We start from the raw sequence: 25,025 nt of genomic DNA, 5'->3' as shown, positions 1-25,025 counted from the left end.
GTTCACTTCTTTCTGTCGGCGCCGCGGTGGCGCGTGTGGAGGTGGCGAAGCGTCCGGGAAACGGTTCTGCCGATCTCGGCCAGGGGATCGCGCTGAGTCATCGAGCCGTGCGTACACGCGATCGGATGCTCGGTGACGCGGCCTCGGACGTGTGGTTGCCAGTCCCGGGCGTCGGGTCCGCCCGGAACCTTGTCGAGGGCTGCGGAGAAGAAGAGCAGGTCGCCGGAGAAGACACCGGGGGTGTGGCCGGCATGCTGGAGGCGGAAATTGTTCCGGAAGACGTCCACCATTCCGGAGAGCCTGTTCCGCTCCAGGTGGGACAGGGCGCTCCCGGTCTCCCGGAGGAGGTCCTTGGCCAGGTCGACGTCCATCGGACGGCTGCCCGGTTCCGCCTGGTCGTGGCCGAGTTGCGCCAGCAGGCCGTTGTACACGGCCGCGGCGTCGGGCAGGTGATCGGCGGCCCCCTCGATCCGCGGATAGGCGTCCAGGACCGCCAGTAGCGCGACCTCTTCCCCCTGGGCCTCCAGCGTCGTGGCGACGGCGTGCGCGAGGACACCCCCGAAGGACCAGCCCAGCAGGTGGTACGGACCGCTCGGCCGGACGCTCCGGATCTCGGCCACGAAGTCCTCGGCCAGTCGTGCCATCGACGCCGGCAGCGGGTCCGTGCCGCTCGACGGGGACACCTGGAGGCCGTACACGGGGTGCTCCGCGTCGATGTGCCTGAGCAGGCCGGCGTAGCACCAGCTCAGGCCACCCGCGGGAGGCATGCAGAACAGCGGGGGGCGCTTTCCGGAGGCCCGGAGCGGAAGGAGCGTGTCGCCGTCCGGGGCGGGGCTCTCGACTCCGAGCCGTTCGGCGAGCCGTGCCACGGTGGGTGCCCGGAACAGGTCCTGGACCGCGGCCCGTCCCAGGACCTCCCGGATCCGGCCGGCCAGCCGGGCGGCCAGCAGCGAGTGTCCGCCCAGTTCGAAGAAGTCGTCGTCCACTCCGACCACGGGCAGACCGAGCACCTCGGCGAAGAGTTCGGTGAGGATCTCCTCCTGGGGCGAGCGCGGAGCGCGGCCCCGCACCGCCTCGGGAGCGGGCGGCGGGGGCAGCGCCCGCCGGTCGAGTTTGCCGTTCGGAGTCAGAGGCAGTGCCTCGACCGGCACGAAGACGGCCGGAACCATGGCGTGGGGCAGGTGCGCCGACGCGTGCGCGCGCAGTTCGGCCGAGTCCGGTTCGCCCTCGCCGGCAAGGACGACGTAGGCCACCAGCCGCTGATGTCCCGGCCGGTCCTCGCGGACCACGACGGCCGCGCCCGCCACCGCGGGATGGGCCGCGAGCACCGCGCCGATCTCGCCCGGCTCGACGCGTACGCCCCTGATCTTGACCTGGTCGTCGGCCCGGCCGGCGAACTCCAGGGCGCCGTCCTGCCGTCGGCGGGCCAGATCGCCCGTACGGTACATCCGGGAGCCCGGGAGGCCGAAGGGATCGGCGACGAAGCGCTCCGCGGTGTGGTCCGGCCGATTCAGATAGCCGCGGGCGAGCTGAACACCCGCCAGGTAGAGCTCACCCGTCACACCGACCGGTGTGGGCCGCAGCGCGGCGTCCAGTACATGGGCCCGGGTGTTCCACACCGGGTGGCCGATGGGGACGACCTGGTCCTCGGGGCCCGGGGCACAGGTCCAGGACGTGACGTCGATCGATGCCTCGGTGGGGCCGTAGAGGTTGTGCAGCGGCACGTCCAGCACGGCCGCGAAGCGGTTGACGAGGTCGGCGGTGAGGGCTTCGCCGCTGCAGATCACCCTGCGCAGCGTGGTGCACCCGGCGGCCGACGGTTCGTCGAGGAAGACCCGCAACATCGAAGGGACGAAGTGCGCCGTCGTCACCCGCTCCGTCCGCATCAGCTCGGCCAGGTAACGGGGATCCCGGTGGCCGTCCGGCCTGGCCACGACGAGCGTCGCGCCCTCGGTGAGGGGCCACAGGAATTCCCACACCGACACGTCGAAGCCGGCGGGGGTCTTCTGGAGCACCCGGTCGTCGGCGCGCAGCCGGTAGGTGTCCTGCATCCAGCGCAGCCTGTTCGTGATCCCCTGATGGCTCACCAGGACGCCCTTCGGCGTGCCGGTGGAGCCCGAGGTGTAGATCAGATAGGCCGGGTGGGCGGGCAGGACACCTCGCGAAGGTGCCCCGTCCCACGGGGTGCCGTCGGGGCGGAGCGTCCTCTCCGCGGTCTCCACCGCGACCCGGGGTACGTCGCCGCCGAACCGGGCGTCGCCCCCGGACCGCGTCACCAGCGCGACGGGGTCCGCCTCGGCCAGGATCTGGGCGAGCCGCTCGGCCGGGTGGTCCGGGTCGAGCGGGAGGTAGGCGGCACCCGACTTGAGCACGGCCCAGACCGCGACCACGAGCTCGGCCGACCGGGGCAGCGCCAGCGCGACGATCCGACCGGGGCCGGCGCCCTGCTCCCGCAGCAGATGTGCCAGACGGTTCACCCGGGCGTCGAACTCCGCGTAGGAGAGCCGCCGTCCCTCGAACACCACTGCCTCGGCATCCGGTGTCCGTGCCACCTGGTCCTCGAAGCGTTCGACGAGTCCGGTGTCCGGCACCGGGTGCGCGGTGTCGTTCCAGCTGTGCAGCAGACGGTGGCGTTCCGCGCGGGGCAGCGGATCGTAGGCCGCCGCGGGCCGTTGCAGGCCGGTCGCGAACTCCTCCAGGACGTCGCCCAGTTGACGGCGCAGGGCGAGAGCCGTCGGCTCCGGGAACAGATCGCTCCGGCAACTGATGACCAGTCTCAGGCGCTCGCCGGGTATCACGGTGAGCGTGAGCGGGTAGTGCGTGGAGTCCGTCACCTCCAGGACGGTGGCGCCCGACCGGTCCGCCTGGGCTTCGAGCGCCGAGCGGTCCACCGGGTAGCTCTCGAACACCACCAGGGTGTCGAAGAGCTCGCGCAGTCCGGAGAGCCTGTGCAACTCGCCCAGCGGGAGGTGCTGGTGCTCGGCCAGCCGGCCCTGCTCGTTCTGCGTGCGCCGGAGGGAGTCGCTCAGCTTTTCGTCCGGACGCAGCCGCATCCGTACGGGGAGCGCGTTGATGAACAGGCCCACCATGTCCTCGATGCGGGCGACTTCGGGAGGACGTCCGGACACGATGGATCCGAACACGATGTCGTCGCGCCCCGTGTGACGGCCCAGCAGCACGGCCCACGCGCCTTGGACGACCGTGTTCAGCGTCAGTCCGGCCTCCCGGCCGGCCGTCACGAGGCGGTCGGTGGTCTCCTCGGAGAGCTCGACGGAGAACGTGGCGGGCAGTTCGGGAACGCGCAGGGGGTCGGGCGAGGCCATCAGGGTGGGCTCCTCCAGCCCCGCCAGTGCCTCGCGCCAGGCTCGTTCCGCCGCGTCCCGGTCCGTCCGGGCCAGCCACTTCAGGTAATCGCGGTAGGGGGCCGCCGGAGGGAGTCCTGACGCGTCTGCGTGTGCGGCGTACAACGCCAGCAGATCCCGGACCACCAGCGGCACCGACCAGCCGTCGAAGAGCATGTGGTGGTAGGTGACCACGAGCTGGAACCGCTCGGCGGCCAGCCGCACCAGGGTGCAGCGCAGCAGGGGTGGCCGCGCGGGGGTGAACCGGCGGACGCGGTCCTCGTCCTTGAGCCGGCCGAGTTCGGCGTCGCGCGCCTGCGGCTCCCGGTCGCTCAGATCGATCTCCGACCAGGGCAGCTTGACTGTGCGCGGCACGACCTGGACCGGTTGGTTGGCCTTGCTGTAGCGGAAGCCGCCGCGCAGATTCGGGTGCCGGTGGAGCAGTTCGGTCACTGCCGCGCGCAGGATCGAGGGCTCCACGCGGTGGCGCAGCTCCAGAACCAGCTGCACGTTGTAGATCTCCGTACCCCGCTCGGCGAGCAGCGTGTGGAAGAGCAGTCCTTCCTGCAGCGGCGACAGCGGCAGGACGTCGTCCACGTGTGAGGTGCTCATTCCGCGTCCTCCCAGTCGTCCAGCTCGTCCAGGTCGTCCTCGAACGCGTCGATGTCGTCCTGGGACAGTCCGGTCAGGGTCAGGTCGGAGGGTGTGTGCCGGCCCCGGTACGCGTGCCGGGTGTGCTCGGCGAACGCCTGGAGGACCTGGACCCAGCCGTCGAGCAGTCCCTGCGCCCCGGATTCGGCCAACAAGCCGTCCGCCCAGGTCAGACTCATCACCAGCCGGGGGCCGGACGCCTCGTCACGGACCAGTGCGGTGACTTCGAGGCCGTGCGCCACGGGGAGCCGGTCGTCCGCGAAGCCGCGGAGCGATCCGGCCTCGGCGGAGATGTTCCATTCGCTCCCGGCGTCGTCGGCCGGTGCCGAGCCGAACCGCCCGAGGTAGTTGAACCCCACCTGGGGGGCCGCGAGCCGCGCCAGCGTCTCGGCGGCCTCCGGGTCGAGGTGGCGCAGCACCCCGAACCCGAGCCCGCGGTCGGGAACCGCACGGAGCTGTTCCTTGGTCCGCATGATCGCTCGGTCGAGAGCGGAACCGCCCTCCCGCTCGTCGTTCCGGTCGAGTCGGCCGACATCGATGCGGACGGGGTGGAGGGTGGTGAACCAGCCGACGGTACGGACCAGGTCCACGCCGTGGTCGGCCTCCTCGCGGCCGTGGCCCTCCATGTCGATGACCACCTCGCCGGACTCCTCGCCGGTGCGCCGGGCGCGCCACTCGGCGAGGGCTACCGTGAGCGATGCGACCAGGACGTCGTTGACCTCGGCGTGAAACGCCGCGGGGACGGTGGTCAGCAGGGGGTCGGTCAGCTCCGGGGGCAGCTCCGCGGCCAGGTGCCGGGTGGTGGCCTCCGTGTCGCGTTCCGGGTCCACGGGCCGGTCGGTCAGGAGCGGATCGGGACCGGTGAGCTGCTCGGTCCAGAAGGGAAGCTCCCGCCGCCGTGCCCCGCTCGTCCCCTGCCGGTCGAGCAGATCGGCCCAGTGCCGGAACGAGGTGCCGACGGCGTCGAGTTCGGGTGCGGCGCCGGAGGAGACGGACTTCCAGGCCATGGCGAGGTCGGGGAGCAGAATGCGCCAGGAGACCGCGTCGACGACCAAGTGGTGCAGGACCAGCGCGAGCCGCCCCGGTCGGACCGCCCCGGCATCGAACCAGACGGCCTGGACCATCACGCCGCGGCCGGGATCCAGCCGGTCGGCCGCGGCGGCGACGTGCTCGTCCACCACCGACCGCACGCCCGGTCCGTCGTCTCCGCCGGTGACCACCCTGCGCAGGAGTTCGCGGGCGGCGGTGGAGCCCGGCTCCGGTACGTCGAGCGTCCACGCACCGCCCGCGCCGGACGTCAGCGTGGTGCGCAGCACGTCGTGGTGGTCCAGTACGGCTTGCAGCGCTCCGGCGAGATCGGCCTCGCGGAGGCCGGCGGGCACCCGCAGCACCACCGACTGGCTGAAGCGGTTCACTGGGCCGCCGCGTTCGCGCAACCAGTGGATGATCGGTGTCGCGGGCAGCGGGCCCACACCCGCCAGGGAGACGACGGCGCCGGGACCATCCGCGGCCCGGGCCGCCACCGCCTCGGCGAGCGACCTGATGGTCCGGTGCTCGAAGACGTCGCGCACGCTGAGGGTCAGGCCCGCTCGCCGGCATGTGCCGACGAGCTGGATGGAGGTGATGCTGTCGCCGCCGAGTTCGAAGAAGCTGTCGTCCACGCCGACCTGCGTGAGCCCGAGCACCTCCGCGAAGACCTGGCACAGGAGCGTCTCCGTCTCCGTGTCCGGTCCGCGCGAGGTGGTCAGCGTGTCGAGGTCCGGAGCGGGCAGCGCCGCGCGGTCGAGTTTTCCGTTCGGTGTCAGCGGCAGGTGTTCCACCGCCATCAGCGCGGAGGGAACCATGTAGTCGGGCAGCCGCGACGCCACGAGCCGGCGGAGCGCCGTCAGGTCCGTGTGTGCACCTGCCCGGGGCACGACATAGGCGGTCAGCCGCTGATTCCCGTGCCGGTCCGCGCGGGTGGCCGCCGCGGCCTGCGCCACGTCGGGATGCTCCGCCAGTACCGCTTCGATCTCGCCGAGTTCGATGCGGTGGCCACGTACCTTGACCTGCTGGTCGGCGCGGCCCAGGTATTCCAGCGTTCCGTCGGCCCGCCATCTGGCGAGGTCCCCGGTGCGGTACATCCGGCTGCCGGGCTCTCCGTACGGATCGGCCACGAACCGCTCGGCGGTCAGTCCCGGGCGGCCGAGGTAGCCGCGGGTCACGCCCGCGCCCGCCACGTACATCTCGGCGGTCACGGACGGGGGCACCGGCCGCATCGTCCTGTCGAGCAGGTAGACCCGCAGGTCGGCCAGACCGCGCCCGATGGGGCTGCCCACGGACGGCAGGGTGCTCGCGCGGTTCAGCGCGTGCTGGGTGACGTGCACCGTCGTCTCGGTGATTCCGTACATGTTGACCAGGACGGGGGCGCTCTCACCGTGCCGTTCGAACCAGCCCTCCAGCCGCCGGGGCTCCAGCGCCTCGCCGCCGAAGACCACATAGCGCAGGGCGAGGCGTCCCTGCTGCCGGGAGGCGCTGCGGTCCGCCTCCATCAGCAGGTTGAAGGCCGAGGGCGTCTGGCTCAGTACGGTGACTCGTTCGGCGACGAGCAGATCCAGGAATTCCTCGGGGGACCGGCTGACGTCGTGCGGTACGACCACGAGCCGCCCGCCGTGCAGCAGGGGACCCCACAACTCCCATACGGAGAAGTCGAAGGCGTAGGAGTGGAAGAGCGTCCACACGTCGGAGGGGCCGTAGGACATCGTCCCGGCCGCCGCGGAGAACAGCCGCATGACATTGCGGTGGGAGACCACCACACCCTTCGGCGTCCCGGTCGAGCCGGAGGTGTAGATGATGTACGCGGCGTTGTCGGGGGTCAGCGGCGCGGTTCGCTCGTCGTCCGCGATGCCGTGGCCCGGGTGGGCCGCGTAGGACTCCCCGGACTCGTCGAGTTCGATCACTTCGAGGTCCGCGGGCAGCGCGGACGCGGTCTCTGCCGTGGCCAGCGCGAGAACGGGGCGTGTGTCCTCGATCGCGAACGCCAGTCGCCGCGCGGGGTGGGAGGGATCCAGCGGAAGATAGACGCCGCCCGCCTTGAGCACCGCCAGCACCGCGATCACGGTCCGGGCCGAACGCGGCAGCAGGAGCGCGACGACCGTCTCCGGACCGACACCCCTGTCGATGAGCAGCCGCGCCAGCCGGTTCGCCCGCTCGTCCAGTTCGCGATAGGTCAGATGCGCGCCGTCCATGGTCAGCGCCGTCGCGTCGGGGGTACGGCCGGCCTGCTCCGCGAAGCGCTCTCCGATCGTGGCCGTCGACGCGGCCGGGGCGGACTGTCTCCGGCCGCCCCACTCGTCCAGGACGAGCGTGCGCTGCGCGGGGCCGAGAAGGCCGATCTCGCCGACCGGCAGGCCGGGATCGTCGGCGACGGCTTCCAGCAGCCGTACGAAGCCCTCCGCGAGACCCTCCGCGGTGGCACGGTCGAAGAGCTCCGCGCTGTACTCGACGACTCCCTCGATGCCCCGCGCCTCCCCGTCGGCGCCCCGCGTCTCGTGCAGGTGGAGCGTCAGGTCGAACCGTGCGAGATCCACCGGGATCTCCTCGACGGACAGGGTCAGCCCGGGCAGGCTCAGTTCGGCGCCCGGTGTGTTCTGCAGGGCGAGCATGACCTGGAACAGCGGCTGCCGGGCGAGTGAGCGCTCGGGGTTGAGCGCTTCCACCAGACGTTCGAAGGGCACCTCCTGGGAGGCGTACGCCGCGAGGTCGCCCTCTCGTACGCGGTCCAGCAACTCCCGGAACGTAGGGTTGCCGGAGGTGTCGGTGCGCAGCACCAGGGTGTTGACGAAGAAGCCGACGAGGTCATCGAGCGCGGCGTCCGTACGCCCCGCGACCGGGCTGCCGATGGCGATGTCCTCGCCGGCGCCGAACCGGGTGAGCAGCGCGGCGAGAGCAGCGTGCAGGACCATGAACATGGTGGTCTGCCGCTCGCGGGCCAGCGTCGCCAGCCGAGCGTGCGAAGCGGCCGCCACGCGCACCGGTACGCGACCGCCCAGATGGGTGGGGACGGCCGGGCGCGGCCGGTCGGCCGGCAATCGGATCTCGTCGGGCAGCCCGGAGAGCACCCGCTTCCAGTGGTCGGTCTGCCGAGCGGCCAGGCCGGCTGGATCACGGTCGTCACCCAGGAGTTCGCGCTGCCACAGCGCGAAGTCCGCGTACTGGACGGGCAGCGGCGACCAGCCCGGCTCCCTGCCGTCCCGTCGCGCCGCGTACGCCGTCGCCAGATCCCTGGCGAGCGGTGCCAGCGACCAGCCGTCACCCGCGATGTGGTGCAGCACGAGGACCAGCACGTGGTCGGTCGCGTCCAGGGTGAACAGAGTGGTCCGCAGCGCCGGTTCCCTCGTCAGATCGAACTCGTGGCGGACCACCGCGGTGAGCCGGGCGGTCAGTTCGCTCTCCACGCACGGGACGACATCGAACTCCGGAACGACGTCCGGCAGGATGTCCTGGCGCACGTGCCCGCCGTCCTCGGGGAAGACGGTGCGCAGGCTCTCGTGACGGTGCACCACGTCGGCCACCGCCGCGCGGAGCGCGGACTGATCCAGCCGGCCGCGGAGCCGCAGGGCCAGCGGGAAGTTGTAGACCGCGCTGGGGCCTTCCAACTGGGCGAGGAACCACAGCCGCTGCTGCGCGAACGACAGGGGGAGGATCTCGGGGCGTTCGCCCGCGGTCAGCGCAGGACGTCCGCTGCGCGCCGTACGGTCCACCAGCCGGGACAGCCCGGCCGGCGTGGGCGCCTCGAAGACGTGCCGCACCTGCAACTCGGCTCCCAGAGCGCTGCGGATCCGGCTGAGCAGCCGGGTCGCCAGCAGGGAGTGCCCGCCGAGCTGGAAGAAGCCGTCGTCGATGCCCACCGACGGCAGGCCGAGCACATCGGCGAACAGCTCGCACAGGACTTCTTCGGTGGGGGTGCGAGGCGCCCGGCTGGTGAGCAGGGCGGCGAAGTCCGGCTCGGGCAGCGCCTTCCGGTCGATCTTTCCGTTCGGTGTGACCGGGAAGTGGTCCACCAGCACGAAGGCGGACGGGACGAGGTACCCGGGCAGCCGTTCCGCCAGATGAGCGCGGAGCGCCGCGGTCAGCGAGACGGTGCCCAGCGAGCTGACCGGGTCGTTGGTGAGGGCCCGCGAGGTTCCGCCCGTCGTGCCCGGCTCGTACAGCAGGGTGTACGGGGTCCCGGCCGGGCGGGCCGGACCGGTGAAGACGACGTCGAGTTCGCCCTCGGTGCCGCCTCCGGTCCAGGTGATGTCGGTACGCAGGCCCAGCCGCTCGCCGAGCGACCAGAACTCCTCCGGGTCCGGACAGTGGGCCGGGTCCGGCGCCGTCGACAGCGCGCTCCGCGCGTCGTTCGGCGCACGGCCCGCGTCGAGCAGCCCCAGGGCTGCCATCTCGGCGGCGAGGCGGGCGTTGGGCACACCGGTGACACGCAGCCGGGCCGGTCCGCTCGCAGCCAACCGCGCCTCCAGCGCGTCGAGGCCGGCGATGTCGACGCCCCAGGTGGCGGATGCGATCGCGGCGGACGGCGGGGAGGTCTCCGCCGGGCCGGCCGACGTCTTGCGCAGGACGACGTCGTAGCGGTGCCGGGACAGTTCGTTGTGGTGACGGGCGCGTTTGACCCGGACATCGGCCCAGGCCAGTCCGTCGAGGCGGGCGGGCAGGGAGGCGAAGAAGTCCGGGTCGACGAGGAGCTCCTCCTCGGCCAGGACACCCTCCTCGACCGCGCCGCGGACCTCGGTGGTGTCGGTCCTCCCGTCATGGCGGTGCAGTTCGACCGCCGCGCGGAGACCGCGCAGCAGGCGCAGGTTGCGGATGTCGCCGAGGAAGACCGAGCCGCCGGGGGCGAGCAGGCCGACGGCTTGGGCCAGCACCTTCTCGAGGTAGGCGGCGTCGGGGAAGTACTGGACCACCGAGTTCAGGATGATCGTGTCGAAGAATCCGGTCGGCAGCCCGCTCATGTCGTCCGCGGGCCGGGCGCTCAGGGTGACCCGCCCGGCCAGTTCCGGGCGGGCGGCGATCCGGGCCTCCAGCGCGGTGACGGCCGCGGACGACAGGTCGGTGCCCCAGTACGCGTCACAGTCCGGGGCCACCTGGGAAAGGATCAGGCCGCTGCCGGCACCTATCTCCAGCACGTTGCGCGGCTCCAGCTCCCGGACGCGCTCCACCGCGGCGGCACGCCATTCCCGCATCTCCTCCAGCGGGATGGGCCGTCCGTCGTAGCTGCTGTTCCAGCCGGCGAAGTCCTCTCCGTACGCGTCGGATCCGGGCTCCGCGTACTGCGACTCGAAGGCCAGCCGCCAGTCGCCGACCTGCTTCCGGCTCTTCTCGCCGTCCTGGTCGCCGGTGCCGGCGGCACTGTCGGGGACGACGTAGGCGACCAGCCGGTTGTCACCGCGGTGGTCGGGACGGGGGATCACGGCCACCTGTCCCACCCGGGGATGCGCGGCCAGCACGGCTTCGATCTCACCCGGTTCGATCCGGAAACCGTTGATCTTGACCTGGTCGTCGGCCCGGCCGAGGAATTCGAGGTCGCCGTCGGCACGCAGGCGGGCGATGTCACCCGTTCGGTACATGCGCGTACCGGCGGGGCCGAAGGGGTCGGCCACGAACCGTTCTCCGGTCAGGCCGGGGCGGTCGAGATAGCCGCGCGCCAGACCGGCACCCGTCAGGTACAACTCGCCCGTCACGCCCGGCGGTACGGGCCGGAGGCGGTCGTCGAGCACGTAGGCGCCGGCGTTGACGACGGAGGTGCCGATGGAGGGCGTGACAGCCCCTCGCAACGGTGCGCTCATGGTCGCGCAGACGGTCGCCTCGGTCGGGCCGTAGGCGTTCACCATGCGCCGGCCGGCCGACCAGCGGGCGACGAGGTCGGGAGGGCACGCCTCGCCCGCGACGACCAGAGTGGTGTCCGCCGGGAGGGCGTCGTCGGGCAGCACGGCCAGGGCCGAGGGCGGCAGGGTGATGTGCGTCAGGGCGTGGCTGTGCGCCAGTTCGGCGAGGGCCGGTCCGGGCAGCAGCCGGTCGGCCGGGGCCAGCACGAGCGTGGCACCGGAGAGCAGAGCCATGCAGATCTCCCAGAACGCCGCGTCGAAGCTCGGGGAGGCGAACTGGAGCACGCGGCTTCCGGCCCCGACCCCCAGGCGTTCCCGCTGGGCGGTGACGAGGCTGTGCACACCGGTGTGGGTGGCCAGGACGCCCTTGGGACGGCCGGTGGAGCCCGAGGTGTAGATCGCGTAGGCGACGTTGCCGGGCTCGGCCCGGCGGTGCGGCGCGCTGTCGGGGAAGCGGTCGAGACCGTCCGGCAGCGCTTCCAGGACACACGCCGGGCGGGCGTCGTCCAGTATGTAGTCGATCCGGTCCGACGGGTACGAGGGATCGACCGGCACATAGCCGGCCCCGGCCCGCCAGGTGCCCAGCACTCCGACGACCAGATCGATCGAGCGCGGCATCCGCAGGGCCACCAGTGACTCGGGCCCGACGCCCCGCCGGTTCAGCCAGTGCGCGAGCCGGTTGGCCCGCGCGTTCAACTGCCGGTACGTCAGCGCGCTCTCCCCGAAGACCAGGGCCGTCGCGTCGGGCGTCCGGGTGACCTGCCGCTCGAACAGGTCCACGAGGGTGGACCCGATGAGCTCCGGCCGTGCGTCAGCGCCTCCCGAGGTCAGCCTGCGGTGCTCGTCGGGGGCCAGCAGCTCGATCTCCGAGAGGGGGCGGTCCGGGGCGGTGACGGCTCCCTGCAGCAGGCGTTCGAGACGCTCCATGAGCGTCTCGACAGTGCCGGAGTCGAAGATGTCGGTGTTGTATTCGACCACTCCGCTGAGGCCCGCGGGCTCGCCGGACGCGTCCCGGTTCTCCACCAGGGCGACGGAGAAGTCGAATTTGGCGACACCCGCGCCGACAGAGATCACTTCGGTCTCCAGCCCGGCCGGCTCCCGTTCGGCCGGCGGCACGTTCTGCAGCGCCAGCAGTACCTGGAACAGCGGCTGCCTGGCCAGGGACCGCTCCGGGTTGAGGACTTCCACCAGCCGCTCGAAGGGGATGTCCTGGTTCGCGTAGGCCGCCAGGTCCGTCTCCCTGACCCGGTGGAGCAGTTCGCGGAAGGTCGGGTCGCCCGATACGTCCGTACGCAGGACCAGGGTGTTGACGAAGAAGCCGATGAGGTCGTCCAGACCTTCGTCGGTCCGGCCCGCGATCGGGCTGCCGATGGGGATGTCGGTGCCCGAGCCCAGCCGGCTCAGCACCGCGGCCAGCCCCGCCTGCAGCACCATGAACAGGCTGGCCTCGGCGTTCCTGGCCAGTTCGGTCAGCCGGCGGTGCAGAGCCGGCGGGATCCGCACGCCCACCTCGTCGCCGGCGTAGCTCGCCTCGCTCGGCCGGGCGCGGTCCGCGGGCAGCGAGATCTGCTCGGGCAGGTCCGCCAGAGCGGTGCGCCAGAAGTCCAGTTGCCGGGAGACGACGCTGTCCGGATCTGTCTCCGAGCCCAGCATCCCGCGCTGCCACAGCGTGTAGTCCGTGTACTGCACGCGCAGGGGCGACCAGGACGGTTCGCGGTCCGCGAGCCGTGCCGTGTACGCCTCGGCGAGATCGTCACCGAGCGGACGCATCGACCAGCCGTCACCCGCGATGTGGTGCAGCAGCAGCAGGAGTACGTGTTCCTCCGGGCCCAGGACGAACAGCGTCGCGCGCAGGGGCGTTTCGGTACTCAGGTCGAAGGCGTAGCGGGCGGCGGCGGCGAAGGACGTGTCGAACTCCTCCGCCGAGGCCGTGACGACCCGCAGCGACGGCCGGGCGACGGCCGCGTCGAGCACCCGCTGGCTCGCGACACCGCCCGTCTCGGAGAACACCGTGCGCAGCACCTCGTGCCGCTCCACCACATCGGCGAGCGCGGCGCCGAGAGCCGCCTGGTCGAGCGGACCGCTGAGACGCAGCCCCCGGACGATGTTGTATGTGGGGCTCGGCCCCTCCAAGCGGTGCAGGAACCACAGCCTGCTCTGCGCGAAGGACAGCGGAATCCGCTCCGGCCTGGGCACGGGCACCAGGGGCGGACGGCCGTCCCGCCCGGACGCCTCCTGGAGCGCGGGGGAGAGCCGGGCGACGGTCCTGGCCCGGAACAGTGTGCGGATCGTCAGTTCGACGCCGAGGAGGGACCGGATGCGGCTGACCAGGCGGGTCGCCAGCAACGAGTGCCCGCCCAGGTCGAAGAAGTCGTCGTCGATGCTCACGGCCGGCAGGCCGAGCACCTCGGCGAACGCCGCGCACAGCGCTTCCTCCCCGGAGTCGCGCGGCGCGCGTCCGCCGGTGCTCGCGGTGGTGGGGGAGGGCAGCGCCCTGCGGTCGACCTTGCCGTTGGGCGTGAGCGGGATTTCACCGAGGACCACGAAGGCCGACGGCACCATGTAGCCGGGCAGCACCCGGGTCAGCCCGTCGCGCAGCGCCGCGGTGTCGAGCCGGGCGTCCGGGGCGGCCACGACGTACGCCACGAGCCGCCTGTCCCCGGGCCGGTCTTCCCGGACGATCACCGAGGCCCGGCTCACCTGTGAGAACCGGGCGAGCGCGGCCTCGATCTCCCCGGGCTCGATGCGGAAGCCGCGGATCTTGACCTGATCGTCGGCACGGCCGAGGAACTCCAGTTCCCCGTCGGGCCGCCATCGGGCGAGGTCGCCGGTGCGGTACATCCGTGACCCCGCCGGACCGAACGGGTCGGCGGTGAAGCGCTCGGCGGTGGCACCCGGTCGGCCGAGGTAGCCCCGTGCCATGCCGGCACCCGCGAGATACAGCTCGCCGACGGCACCGACCGGAACCGGCTGGAGACCGGAACTCAGCACGTAGGCACGCATATGGTCCAGAGGCCGGCCGATCGGCAGGGGCGGCTGGACGGGACGGCCCCCGTCCACGGCGTGATGGGTGGCGCCGAGCGTCGTCTCGGTCGGACCGTACAGATGCCTGAGGGCGGTGCCCGGGCAGTGATGCCGCACCCGCTCCAGCGCGACGGTGGACACCAGATCGCCGCCGGTCCACACCTCGCGGACGCCTGCGAAGCACTCCGGGCGCTCCTCCGCGAGCAGGCCGAAGAGCCCGGCCGTCACCATGAAGCAGGTGATCCGTTCGTCGGCGAGGAGCCGGACATAGGTGTGGACGTCCAGGTCGCCGGGGGGCGCGACCACGATCCGGCCCCCGGAGAGCAGTGGGACCCACAGTTCGTACGTCGAGATGTCGAAGGCGTACTGCGAGTGGAGCAGGACCCGCTCGTCGGGACCCGCGCGCCAGCAGCGGTCGAATGCCAGGCTCAGCACGTCCTGGTGGGTGATCCCGATGGCCTTCGGCGCACCCGTCGAGCCCGAGGTGTACATGATGTACGCCAGCTGTCCGGGGGCGGAGGCCCGCAGCGGCTTCCGAGGACCGCCGTTCGCCCCCGGTCCGTCCCCGGCGCCTTCCTCCTCGGCCGTTCCGGACTCCGGGACGTCGTCCACGACGACGGTGTGCGCGGTGTGGGTGAGGACGTGCCGCTCCCGCATCGCCCGGTCCGTCAGCAGGACCCGTGCCCCGGTCTCCCGCAGGACCGACTCCATGCGGTCGGCGGGCAGGGCGCTGTGCAGCGGTACGTAGGTCCCGCCGGCCTTCAGGACCGCCAGGGTCGAGACGACCTGGGCGACCGAGCGTTCCTGGAGCACGGCCACGGGGGTCTCGGCACCGACGCCGAGAGCGGCCAGACGGCGCGCCAAGCGGTCCGCGCGGCGGTCCAGTGCGGCGAACGTGAGCCGTTCGCCCTCGGCGCCGACCGCGATCGCGTCCGGGGTGCGCGCGACCTGTGCCGCGAAGGCGTCCTGCACCGAATCCGCCTGCCACGGTGCCGGACGGGCCGTGTCGTTCAGGCCTTCGAGCAGCCGGACGCGTTCCTGCGGGTCGAGGATGTCGAGGGTGCCGACCGGTCGCGACGGGTCCGCGGCCGACGCGTCCAGAAGCCTGACGAGCCGCGCCGCCAGCACTTCGGCCTCCTCGCGGCCGAACAACTCGGGGCGGTGGTTGAGCCGGAAGCTCATCCGGGGTCCGGGGATGACGGCGAGCGTCACCGCGTAGTGGGTGGCGTCACGGCTGTCGATGCCCGTGATGCGCAACCCCGGCGCGGAGGGGAGGTCGGCCCGGTCCAGGGGATAGTTCTCGAAGACCAGGACCGTGTCGAACAGGGAACCGCCCGCGGCCGACTGCAGTTCGGCGAGGCTGACGTGCTGGAACTCCATCAGGCCGGACTGCTGGTCCTGGATCCGGGCGCACAGCTCCACCAGGCTGTCCGCGGCGCGCGGCGCGACCCGCAGGGGAACCGTGTTGATGAAGAGCCCGATGATCGACTCGACGCCGGGCAGCTCCGCGGGGCGGCCCGAGACGGTGGCGCCGAAGACCACGTCGTCGCGGCCGGTGAGACGGCTCAGCAGCACTCCCCAGGCCGCCTGCACCAGCGTGTTGACTGTCAGGCCGTGCCGCCGGGCCTGCTCACCCAGACGTGCGGTGGTCTCCTCGGACAGTTCGAAGCGCACCTGCCCGGGGGCCTCCGGGCGCTGGTCGTCGGCCCGGGGGGCCAGCAGGGTGGGCTCCTCGACGCCGTCGAGCACGGCCCCCCACCGTTCGAGTGCCGTGGTCCTGTCCTGCCCTGCCAGCCAGGACAGGTAGTTCCGGTACGGCGTGACCGGGGGCAGCTCGCGGTCGTCGCCGCGGTGCTCGTAGAGCGCGAGCAACTCCTGGATCAGCAGGGGCAGTGACCAGCCGTCCAGCAGCGCGTGGTGATGGGTGAGGACGAATCGGTGGCGTTCCGGTGCCGTCCGGACCAGGGCCGCCCGGATCAGTGGCGGGTCGGCCAGGTCGAAGCGGCGTGCGTGGTCGGCGTCCAGCAACTCGTCCAGCGCGGCCCGTCGCTCGTCCTCGCCCAGGTCCGTCAGGTCGAGGGCCCGCCAGGGCACTTCGGCCTCGTCCGGGATCACCTGCACCGGCTGGCGCACGTTCTCGTGCCAGAACGCCGCTCGGAGGTTGGTGTGCCGGCGCAGCAGCCCGTTCAGGGCCGTACGCAGGGCGTTCGCGTCCAGGGCCCCTTCCAGGTCGAAGATCAGCTGAACGTTGTAGAGGTCCGGAGCGTGCTCGTCGTCGTAGAGGGCGTGGAAGAGCATGCCCTCCTGCAGCGGAGTGAGCGGCAGGACGTCCGCCAGCCTCGACTGCGTCATCGTCGTGTCCTCCAAGCGGCTTCGAGGCTGTCGATCTCGCCCTGGCTGAGTGATACGAGCGTGAGATCCGACGGGGTGTGGCCACCCGCGCCCTTGCGTTCGACATGTGTCGTCAGAGCGGTCAGGGCGTCCGACCACAGTCCGGCCAGCTCCTGGACCGATCTCTCCGTCAGCAGCCCCTCGGGCCAGGACCAGTGCGCGGTCAGCCGGGCGCCGTCGGGACCGTCCAAGGTGACCGCGTTCAGCTCCAGCACGTGGGCCATCGGACGCGCGTCGTCCTCGCCACCGCTGAACGCGTCCGGCTGCGGAACCAGCGCCCAGTCCGCGCCCTCGCCCGCATCGAACCGCCCCAGGTAGTTGAAGGCGATCTGCGGGCGGCGGGCCTTCGCCAGGACGGCGCCGGTCGACGGGTTGAGGTAGCGGAGCTGCCCGAAGCCGATCCCGTTGTCGGGGAGTTCGCGCAGTTGCTCCTTGACCCGTTTGATGGCCGTTCCCGTGCTCGGTCCGCCGGCGGCGAAGTCGTCCCACCGCACATCGCCGGGGTCGAGCCGGACGGGGAACATGCTGGTGAACCAGCCGACCGTGCGGGACAGGTCGACGGCCTCGCCGATCTGCTCCCGGCCGTGCCCCTCCATGTCGAACAGCACCGGACTCCCCGTGCCGCGGCCCTCGCGGCGCCGCCATTCGGCGACGGCCAGGACGAACGCGGTCAGCAGCACGTCGTTGACCCGGCCGTAGTAGGCCGCCGGCACGGTGGTCAGCAGCGGGGCGGTCCTTCCGGGCTCCAGCCGCGTCGTCAGCCGCCGGGTGGTGCCGTACGTGTCGAGCTCGCAGGAGAGCGGGCGGTCGGCGAGAGGCTGGTCCGCAGGCGCGAGTACGCCCTCCCAGTAGGGCAGCTCCGCCAGCCGCCGGGCGTCTGTCGCGTTTTCGGCGAGCGTCGTGGCCCAGCGCCGGAACGACATCGTGGGGGGAGCGAGCCGCGGTGCCGCGCCGGTGGCCGCGGCACGCCAGGCGGCGGCCAGGTCGGGCAGCAGAATGCGCCAGGAGACACCGTCCACCACCAAGTGGTGGATCAGCAGCAGGAGCCTCCCCGGCAGCGTCCGCCCCCGGTCGAACCAGACGGCCTGGAGCAGGGGTCCGTGCCACGGGTCCAGCCGGGTCCGGGCGCGCTCCCGCTCGGACGCGATCAGCTCGGCGAGCCGCGCGTCGTCCAGGCCCAGGGCATCGGCACGCCGCAGCGGCGGCGGGGACGACGGCGCGGGGCCGGAATCGGCGGGCACCGTCCAGCTCCAGCCCCGCTCCGTGCGTGCCAACCGGGAACGCAGGACGGCGTGGTGGTCCAGGACGGTCCGCAGCGCGGCGCCGAGCGACTCCGTTCCGGCATCGGCGGGCACCTGGACCAGCATCGACTGGTGGAAGGTGTCGACCGGACCGCCGACCTCGCGCAGCCAGTGCACGATAGGAGTCAGCGGGACGGCTCCCGTGGCGTCGTCGGCGGGGATGTCGGGTGCGGCCTCCCGGTTCGCCTGGCGTGCGACAGCGGCCAGGGCGGCGACCGTGGGGTGCTGGAACACTTCTCGTGGTGTGATCACCACCCCCGCTCGGCGGGCGCGACTGACGAGCTGGATCGACATGATGCTGTCGCCACCGAGGTCGAAGAAGCTGGAGTCCGCCCAGGCCCGCGGCAGCCCGAGCACCTCGGCGAACAGCGTGCAGAGAGTCTCTTCCATCCGGGTTCGCGGCGCCCGGCCGTCCTCGGGAGAGTCGAACTCCGGTGCTGGCAGGGCCCGGTGGTCGACCTTCCCGTTGGGGGTGAGCGGCAGCCTGTCGAGGGTGACGAAGGCGGCCGGCACCATGTAGTCGGGCAGCTCCGCGGCCAGCCGCCCGCGCACGGCGACCGGATCGATGTCCGTGCCCGTGGTGGGCACGACGTAGCAGACGAGTTGCTTGGTTCCGGGCCGGTCCTGGCGTACGACGACCTTCGTCTGGGCCACACCGGGGTGGCGGGCGGCGGCGGCCTCGATCTCGCCCAGCTCGATACGGAAACCGCGGATCTTGACCTGGTGGTCGGTGCGTCCGACGAACTCGATGTTCCCGTCGGCGTCCCAGCGCACCAGGTCGCCGGTACGGTACATGCGCTCGCCCGGCGGGCCGAACGGGTCGGCGACGAACCGTTCCGCGGTCATGCCCGGCAGCGCCAGATACCCGCGGGCCTGGCCCGTTCCCGCCAGGTACAGCTCTCCCGCGACCTGCGGCGGCACCGGGCGCAGTGCGCCGTCCAGCACGTACGCGCGGGTGCCGTCCAGCGGGCGGCCGATCGGCACCGTGTCCGGGCGCACCCGGTGGGGAGCGCGCATGGAGTGGCCGGTCGCGAAGGTGGTCGTCTCCGTGGGGCCGTACATATGCGCGACCACGGTGTCCGGGCAGCCGTCGAGGACCTTCTGCATCGCGGCGGGGGAGACGAACTCGCCGCCGGTCAGTACGGTGCGCACCCCGCCGAAGCACGCCGGGCACTCGTCCACCATCAGGTTGAACAGGGCAGTGGTCAGGAAGACCGAGGTCACACGCTCCTCGGTGATCACCCTTTCGAGTTCGGCCACGTCCAGCTCGCCCGCGGGAGCCACCACGACCTGGCCGCCGCCGAGCAGCGGCACCCACAGCTCGTAGGTGGCCGCGTCGAAGGCGTGCGGCGAGCGCAGCAGGACCCGTTCCTGGGTGCCGTCCTGCCACCGGTGGTCGAGCGCCAGCTCCAGGACCGCGCGGTGGGTCACCGCGACGCCCTTGGGCGCTCCCGTGGAGCCGGAGGTGTACATGACGAAGGCGAGCTGGTCCGGCAGGACGTCTCCGCGCGGGCCGGGCGGGACGTCCTCCAGGGCGTCCGGATCCGCTGCGGGCGAAGACGCTGCACCGCCGACCGTGATGCAGCGCAGGCCGAGCCCGGCCGCCTCCCGGTGGGACGCCTCGTCGGTGAGGACGAGGACCGCGCCGCAGTCACGGAGGACCGACCGTTTCCGCTCGATCGGATACGTCGCGTGCAGCGGTACGTACACGCCGCCGGCCTTGACGACCGCCAGCGTCGCCACGACCAGGTCGGCGGACCGCTCCATGGCCATGGCCACGGGGACCTCCGCCGACACCCCGTGCTCCGCCAGTTCGCGGGCCAGGGCGTCGCTGCGGCGGTCCAGTTCCCGGTAGGTCAGACGCACTCCGGCCGCGGACACCGCGATCGCGTCGGGGGTACGGGCCGCCTGCGCGGAGAACCGCCGGCCGAGTGTGTCCGAGGCGTGCGGCGCCGGCGCTCCGGCGCCGCTCCAGGCGGTGAGGATCCGGTCGTGCTCCTCCGGCCCGAGCAGAGCCGCCTCGTCCACCGGCCGGTCGGGATGTGCCACCGCCTCGCCGAGGAGCCGGACCCAACGCTCCATGAGCGTACGCACCGTGTCCGGTTCGAAGAGGTCCGTGCTGAACTCGACGAGGCCGTCCAAACCGTCCGGCGCGCCCCGTTCGTCGTGCCGCTCGTACAGCATGAGGGACAGGTCGAACTTGGCCGCGCCGACCGTCACCGGTTCCTCCGCCACGGTCACCCCGGGCAGGTCCAGTACGGATTCCGGCACGTTCTGCACGGTGAACAGAACCTGCGCCAACGGCTGCCGGGACAGTGATCGCTCCGGACCGAGCGTCTCCACCAGCCGTTCGAACGGCACGTCCTGGTTCTCGTAGGCGGCCAGGTCGGTCGACCTGACCTGGCGCAGCAGTTCCGTGAACGTGGGATTGCCCGAGGTGTCCGCCCGCAGGACCAGGGTGTTGACGAACAGGCCCACCAGGTCGTCCAGCGCCTCGTCGGTCCGGCCGGCCACGGCGGTACCGACGGGGATGTCGGTACCCCCGCCGAGCCGCGACAGCAGGGCGGCCAGCCCGGCGTGGAACACCATGAACAGCGTCGCGCCGTGCTGCTGCGCCAACCGGGAGGCGGCGCGGTGCAGTTCCGGGCCGACCGTGAACCTCAGCATGTCGCCGCGGTGGCTGGAGACCGCGGGCCGCGGCCGGTCGGTGGGCAGCTCGAGCTGGTCCGGCAGCCCGTCGAGAGCCTTGGTCCAGTGGCCGAGCTGCAGGGCTGCCAGGCTCTCCGGATCGTCGTCGGCGCCCAGCAGCTCCTGCTGCCACAGCGTGTAGTCGGCGTACTGCACCGGCAACTCCGGCCATGACGGCGGCGCCCCCGCGCACCGGGCCGCGTACGCCGACGACAGGTCCTGGAGCAGCGGCGCCAGCGACCAGCCGTCCGCCGCGATGTGGTGGACGAGGACGAGCAGCACCCGTTCGCAGGGGCCCAGTTCGAACAGAGTGGCCCGGATCGGCAGGTCCACGCCGAGATCGAAGGTCCGGCCGGCCGCGGCGACCGCTTCCCGCGCCCATGCGGAACCGGAGGCCCGGACCTCGAAGCCGACGTCGGCCGAGGCGGCGGGCGGCAGCACGTGCTGACGCGGCGTGCCGTCGTCCTCCGGGAACACGGTCCGGAGGCTCTCGTGGCGTTCGACCACATCGGCCAGGGCCGTCCGCAACGCGCCCGCGTCGAGTTCGCCGCTCAGCCGGAAGGCCAGCGGGATGTGGTAGGTCGGGCTCGGGCCTTCCAGCTTCTCCATGAACCAGATCCGCCGCTGGGCGGGCGACAGCGGGATCTCCTCGGGCGCGCTCATGCCGCACCGCTCGTCCGCAGGGCATCCAGCGCCCGGTCCACCGCCACGCCGACCTCGCCCAGGGGGCCGGGCATCGACATGTGCTCGTGCTGGGCGTTGACGTGGTGGACGGTCAGCTCGCCGGTCAGGTGCTGCGGCCAGATGTCGTCGCGGTGGTCCTCGGGCATGGGCTCGCCGTGGCTCGCCAGCGCGGGCCGGAAGTACTGGACGCTGCCCCGGTAGGGCCGCGGCCGGTGCTCGCGCAGGAGCACGATGTTGTTCTTGTAGATGTCGATCAGGGCCAGCAGGTTGTACTCGCCGAAGAGCGCGTACGGGCTGTTCCCCTCACGCAGCACCTTGGCGACCCAGGCGGCGTCCAGGGTCCTGCCCTCCAGCTCGGCCATGTCGTAGCCGGCTGTCTGCACGGCGGCCGCGAAGAACTCCTGGGCGGTGGGGATCTTGTGGTCCTCCGTGTCCGCGGGGTACTCGCCCATCAGACTCAGCAGCGAGACCTCCTCACCGCGCTCCTGGAGCTGTACGGCCATCTCGTGGGCCGCGACGGCGCCGAAGGACCAGCCCAGCAGGCGGTAGGGGCCGCGGGGCTGGACGGCGCGTATCTGCTCCAGGTAGTCGGCGGCCATCTCCGCCATGCTCGACGGCAGTTTCTCCGGCCGGGCCAGGCCGCGCGGCTGCAGACCGTAGATCGGATGGTCACTGTCGATGTGCTTCATCAGGCCGGAATAGATCCAGCTCGGCCCGCCGATCGGGTGCACGCAGAACAGCGGTGACTGGTTGCCCCGGGTGCGCAGTTGGAGCATCACCTCGAACGCCTCGTCGCTGGTGTCGATGCCGAGGCTCTGTGTCAGCTCCGCGACGGTGGGGTATTTGACCACGCTCTGGAAGCTCAGGTCGCTGCCGAGGGTTTCCTTGGTCCGTCGGATCAGCCGGGTGACCAGCAGCGAGTGGCCGCCGAGTTCGAAGAAGTCGTCATCGATTCCGACCGCGGGAAGGTCGAGGAGTTCCGCGAACAGGCCGCACAGGATCTCCTCCTGCGGGGTCCGCGCCCCCCGGCCGCTGATCACGGCGGCCGCCTGGGGAGCGGGCAGTGCCCGGCGGTCGACCTTGCCGTTGGCCGCCAGCGGCAGCGCGTCCAGCGGCACGATGGTGGTCGGCACCATGTAGTCCGGCACCAGCTTGGCCGTGTGCCGCCGCAGCTCGACCGCGTCGACGGCGGCGCCGTCCTCGGTCCCGGCCGCGACCACGTACGCCACCAGCCGCCCGGCCCCGTCCGCCTCCCGCACGACCGTGGCCGCGGCGGAGGCCACGGAAGGGTGCCTGAGCAGGGCGGATTCGACCTCGCCCAGTTCGATACGGAATCCGCGGACCTTCACCTGACCGTCGGCCCGGCCGCAGAACTCCAGTCGTCCGTCTTCGCGTCGGCGCACCAGGTCGCCGGTGCGGTACATGCGCTCGCCCGCCCCGTGGAACGGGTCGGCGACGAACCGTTCCGCGGTACGTCCCGGTCGGCCGAGATAGTGGGAGGCGATGCCCCGCCCGGCGATGTACAACTCACCGATCGTGCCGACGGGGGTCGGTCGCAGCCCACCGTCCAGGACGTACAGCCGGGTGTTGCCGATCGGCCCGCCGATCGTCACGGGCGCGTCCGTTCCGGCCGGTATCTCCGCCGCCGCCGACCAGATCGTGGTTTCCGTGGGGCCGTAGAGATTGAGCACGCTCTTCGCGGATCCGGCCAGCGTGGCCGCCAGCTCCGCCTCCAGGGCCTCGCCGCCGACCAGCACCCGCAGCCCGTCGACGCTGCGAGGGGCCTGCGTCACCAGTTCCCGCCAGAGTGTGGGCGTGGCCTGCATCACCGTGGCGGCGGACCGCGCCAGCGCGGCCGCCAGTTCGGTCGGCTGCCTGACCTCGTCGGCCGACGCGAGGACCAGCCGTGCTCCGGCCAGCAACGGGAGGAAGATCTCCAGCGCGCAGATGTCGAAGCCGACGGTGGTGACGGCCAGCATCCGGTCCTGCGGGGTGAGGGGAATCCGCTCGGCCATGGCCGCCAGGAAGTTGGCCAGGTTGGCACGGGAGACCACCACCCCCTTGGGACGGCCGGTCGAACCCGAGGTGTAGAGCACGTAGGCGGGCAGGGCCGGCGGGAGCGGGCCGGGCCGGGGCGCCGTGTCCGGCGCGGCGGCGAGCTCGGCACGGACGTCGGCGTCGTCCAGAAGCAGAGGGTCGGCCCGCTCGGGCAGCGCGGCGGCTGTCGCTCCCGTGGTCACCAGGAGCGCGGGGTCGGCGTCCGTCAGCATCTGTTCGATGCGCCGGGTGGGGAACTCCGGGTCGAGCGGCAGATATGCCGCACCGGTCTTGAGGACGGCGAGCAGTGTGGTCACCATCTCCGCGGTGCGCGGCAGCGCGAGCGCGACGAGCCGGCCGGGCCCGGCGCCCCGGGCGACGAGGACGTGCGCCAGCCGGTTGGCGGCGCTGTCCAGCTCCTGGTAGGTGAGGGTGGTGCCGCCGGCGACCAGCGCGATGGCCTCCGGGCCGGCGGCGGCACGGTCCGCGACCCGCTCCGGGACCGACCCTTCCGGCACATCGAGCGCGGTGTCGTTCCAGTCGCGCAGGACCTGGTCGCGCTCCCGCGCCGTCACCAGGTCGATCCGGCCGATCGGTTCGTCCGGGGCCAGAGCCAGGAGCGCTTCGAGATGGGTGATGAAGCGGCGGGAGTGGCCGGCCAGTTCGGCCCTGCTGTACGAGGCCGGGTTCGCGTCGATGTCCAGGCGCAACTCGCCGGGGTACCGGAAGACATTGACGCTGAGGTCCTCGACCGGGCCGTTGGACAGATTGCGGACGACGGCGGGGAGGTCTCCGACCCGTGGTTCGTCGGCGAACTCCTGGATGTTGAGCAGGGGACCGAAGAACCGCATGCCGGTACTGGACAGTCCGAGGTCGCGGCGCAGTTCCTCACTCCGGTAGCGCTGGTGACGCAGCACCTCCTGGACGTCCTGAGCGGTACGGCCGACCAGTTCCGGGAAGGTCGTACCGGGCCGTGCCGTCACCCGGACCGGCACCATGTTGGTGAGCATGCCCGGTGTGGCGCGGCTGACCTCGTCGCGCCTTCCGTGGACGGGAAGGGTGAGCAGCGCGTCCCCGCGCCCGGTCAGACGCGCCAGATGGGCGCCGAACGCCGCGATGAGCAGCCGGGTCCAGGAGGTGCCGAGCTCCTCGGCGACGGCGGTCAGCCGGTCGGCGAGGCGGGCGGGCAGCACCGTGCTGTGGCGCAGGAAGGCGGGCGACACCGGCGCGGCCCGGCGGGCGAGGACCGTGGGCGCGTAGCCGTCCGCGAAGTACCCCGTCCAGAACTCCCGGTCCCGCGCGTGCTCCGCGGAGTCCCGGTACGCGGCGTCCGCGTCGACCAGCGGGCGCAGGGGCAGGGGGACCGGTGCCCCCTCGGGTGCCGCGCCGCCCGAAGCCGCGTAGTTCTCCGAGACCAGGCGGAGCATGAGAGCGAAGCTGAATCCGTCCAGCGCGATGTGATGGTAGAGGTGACACCAGAGGTGTACGTCGTCCGCCAGCCGCAGCAAGGTGAACCGGAACAGCCGGGGGCCCGCCAGGTCGAAGGGCCGGGCGGTCTCGTCCCGCAGCCACGCCTCGGCCGCGGCGGACGGGTCCTGCTCGCCGCTGAGGTCGATCAGCGGCATGCTCCAGCCGGTGGGTTCCCCGACGGCCTGCAGCGGGCCGCTCTCCTCGGGAACCAGACGGACCGCCAGCGCTTCCACCGACGAAACGGTGTGCCGCACCGCCGCCTCGAAGCGTGTGAGGTCCAGCTTTCCCCGGATCTCCACCCGATCGCCCACGTTGTAGAGGGGATTGTCCGGGCCGTCGACTTGCTGGGCGAACCACACGCCTTCCTGCGCCGCGGTGAGGGACAGCGAGTCGGGCTGCCGACGGTCGTCGAAATTGGCAGCGTTCAAAGACACGCGCGACACCCCCGAGAGGAAGACCAGTGACCAGGAATTACTGCGTCACTCTAAAACGCGTGTTCTGTCGACGGAATCCCCTACTGGCCCCCCTGGGGCATCCCCCTATTTCGTCGGTTCCATCGGACCAGGGGGGTGGGGAGG

General features: G+C 72.1%; 4 protein-coding genes. All 4 read right to left on the bottom strand.

Annotated elements, in window-relative coordinates; translation table 11 throughout:
- Positions 1–2: 2 nt before the first annotated feature.
- Genes ACFYXM_RS16965 through ACFYXM_RS16950 form a run of 4 tightly spaced genes read right to left on the bottom strand, consistent with a single transcriptional unit; the run spans position 3 to position 24,881 of the window.
- Positions 3–3,953, bottom strand: a complete 3,951-nt coding sequence (locus ACFYXM_RS16965) for an amino acid adenylation domain-containing protein (protein ID WP_389290000.1) — start codon at positions 3,951–3,953, stop codon at positions 3–5.
- Entirely contained in the window at positions 3,950–16,228 is a 12,279-nt protein-coding gene (locus ACFYXM_RS16960; protein WP_389289999.1) for an amino acid adenylation domain-containing protein, read from the bottom strand. The genes ACFYXM_RS16965 and ACFYXM_RS16960 overlap by 4 nt, the downstream gene beginning before the upstream one ends.
- Positions 16,225–20,919 carry an amino acid adenylation domain-containing protein gene (locus ACFYXM_RS16955; protein ID WP_389289997.1) on the bottom strand — a complete coding sequence of 1,565 codons (4,695 nt, stop codon included), beginning with the start codon at positions 20,917–20,919 and terminating at the stop codon, positions 16,225–16,227. Before ACFYXM_RS16955 ends, ACFYXM_RS16960 begins: the two co-directional genes overlap by 4 nt.
- Positions 20,916–24,881: an amino acid adenylation domain-containing protein gene (locus ACFYXM_RS16950; RefSeq protein ID WP_389289995.1), complete on the bottom strand. Its 3,966-nt coding sequence runs from the start codon at positions 24,879–24,881 to the stop codon at positions 20,916–20,918. Before ACFYXM_RS16950 ends, ACFYXM_RS16955 begins: the two co-directional genes overlap by 4 nt.
- Positions 24,882–25,025 lie beyond the last annotated feature (144 nt).

The organism is Streptomyces sp. NPDC002476 (genome assembly GCF_042889785.1).
Taxonomy (GTDB): Bacteria; Actinomycetota; Actinomycetes; order Streptomycetales; family Streptomycetaceae; genus Streptomyces.
This window is presented reverse-complemented; position numbering and strand designations above follow the sequence as displayed.

Coding starts and splice junctions, on each gene's coding strand:
- ACFYXM_RS16965 (WP_389290000.1), bottom strand. CDS start 3,953: ATGAGCACCTCACACGTGGACGACGTCCTGCCGCTGTCGCCGCTGCAG.
- ACFYXM_RS16960 (WP_389289999.1), bottom strand. CDS start 16,228: ATGACGCAGTCGAGGCTGGCGGACGTCCTGCCGCTCACTCCGCTGCAG.
- ACFYXM_RS16955 (WP_389289997.1), bottom strand. CDS start 20,919: ATGAGCGCGCCCGAGGAGATCCCGCTGTCGCCCGCCCAGCGGCGGATC.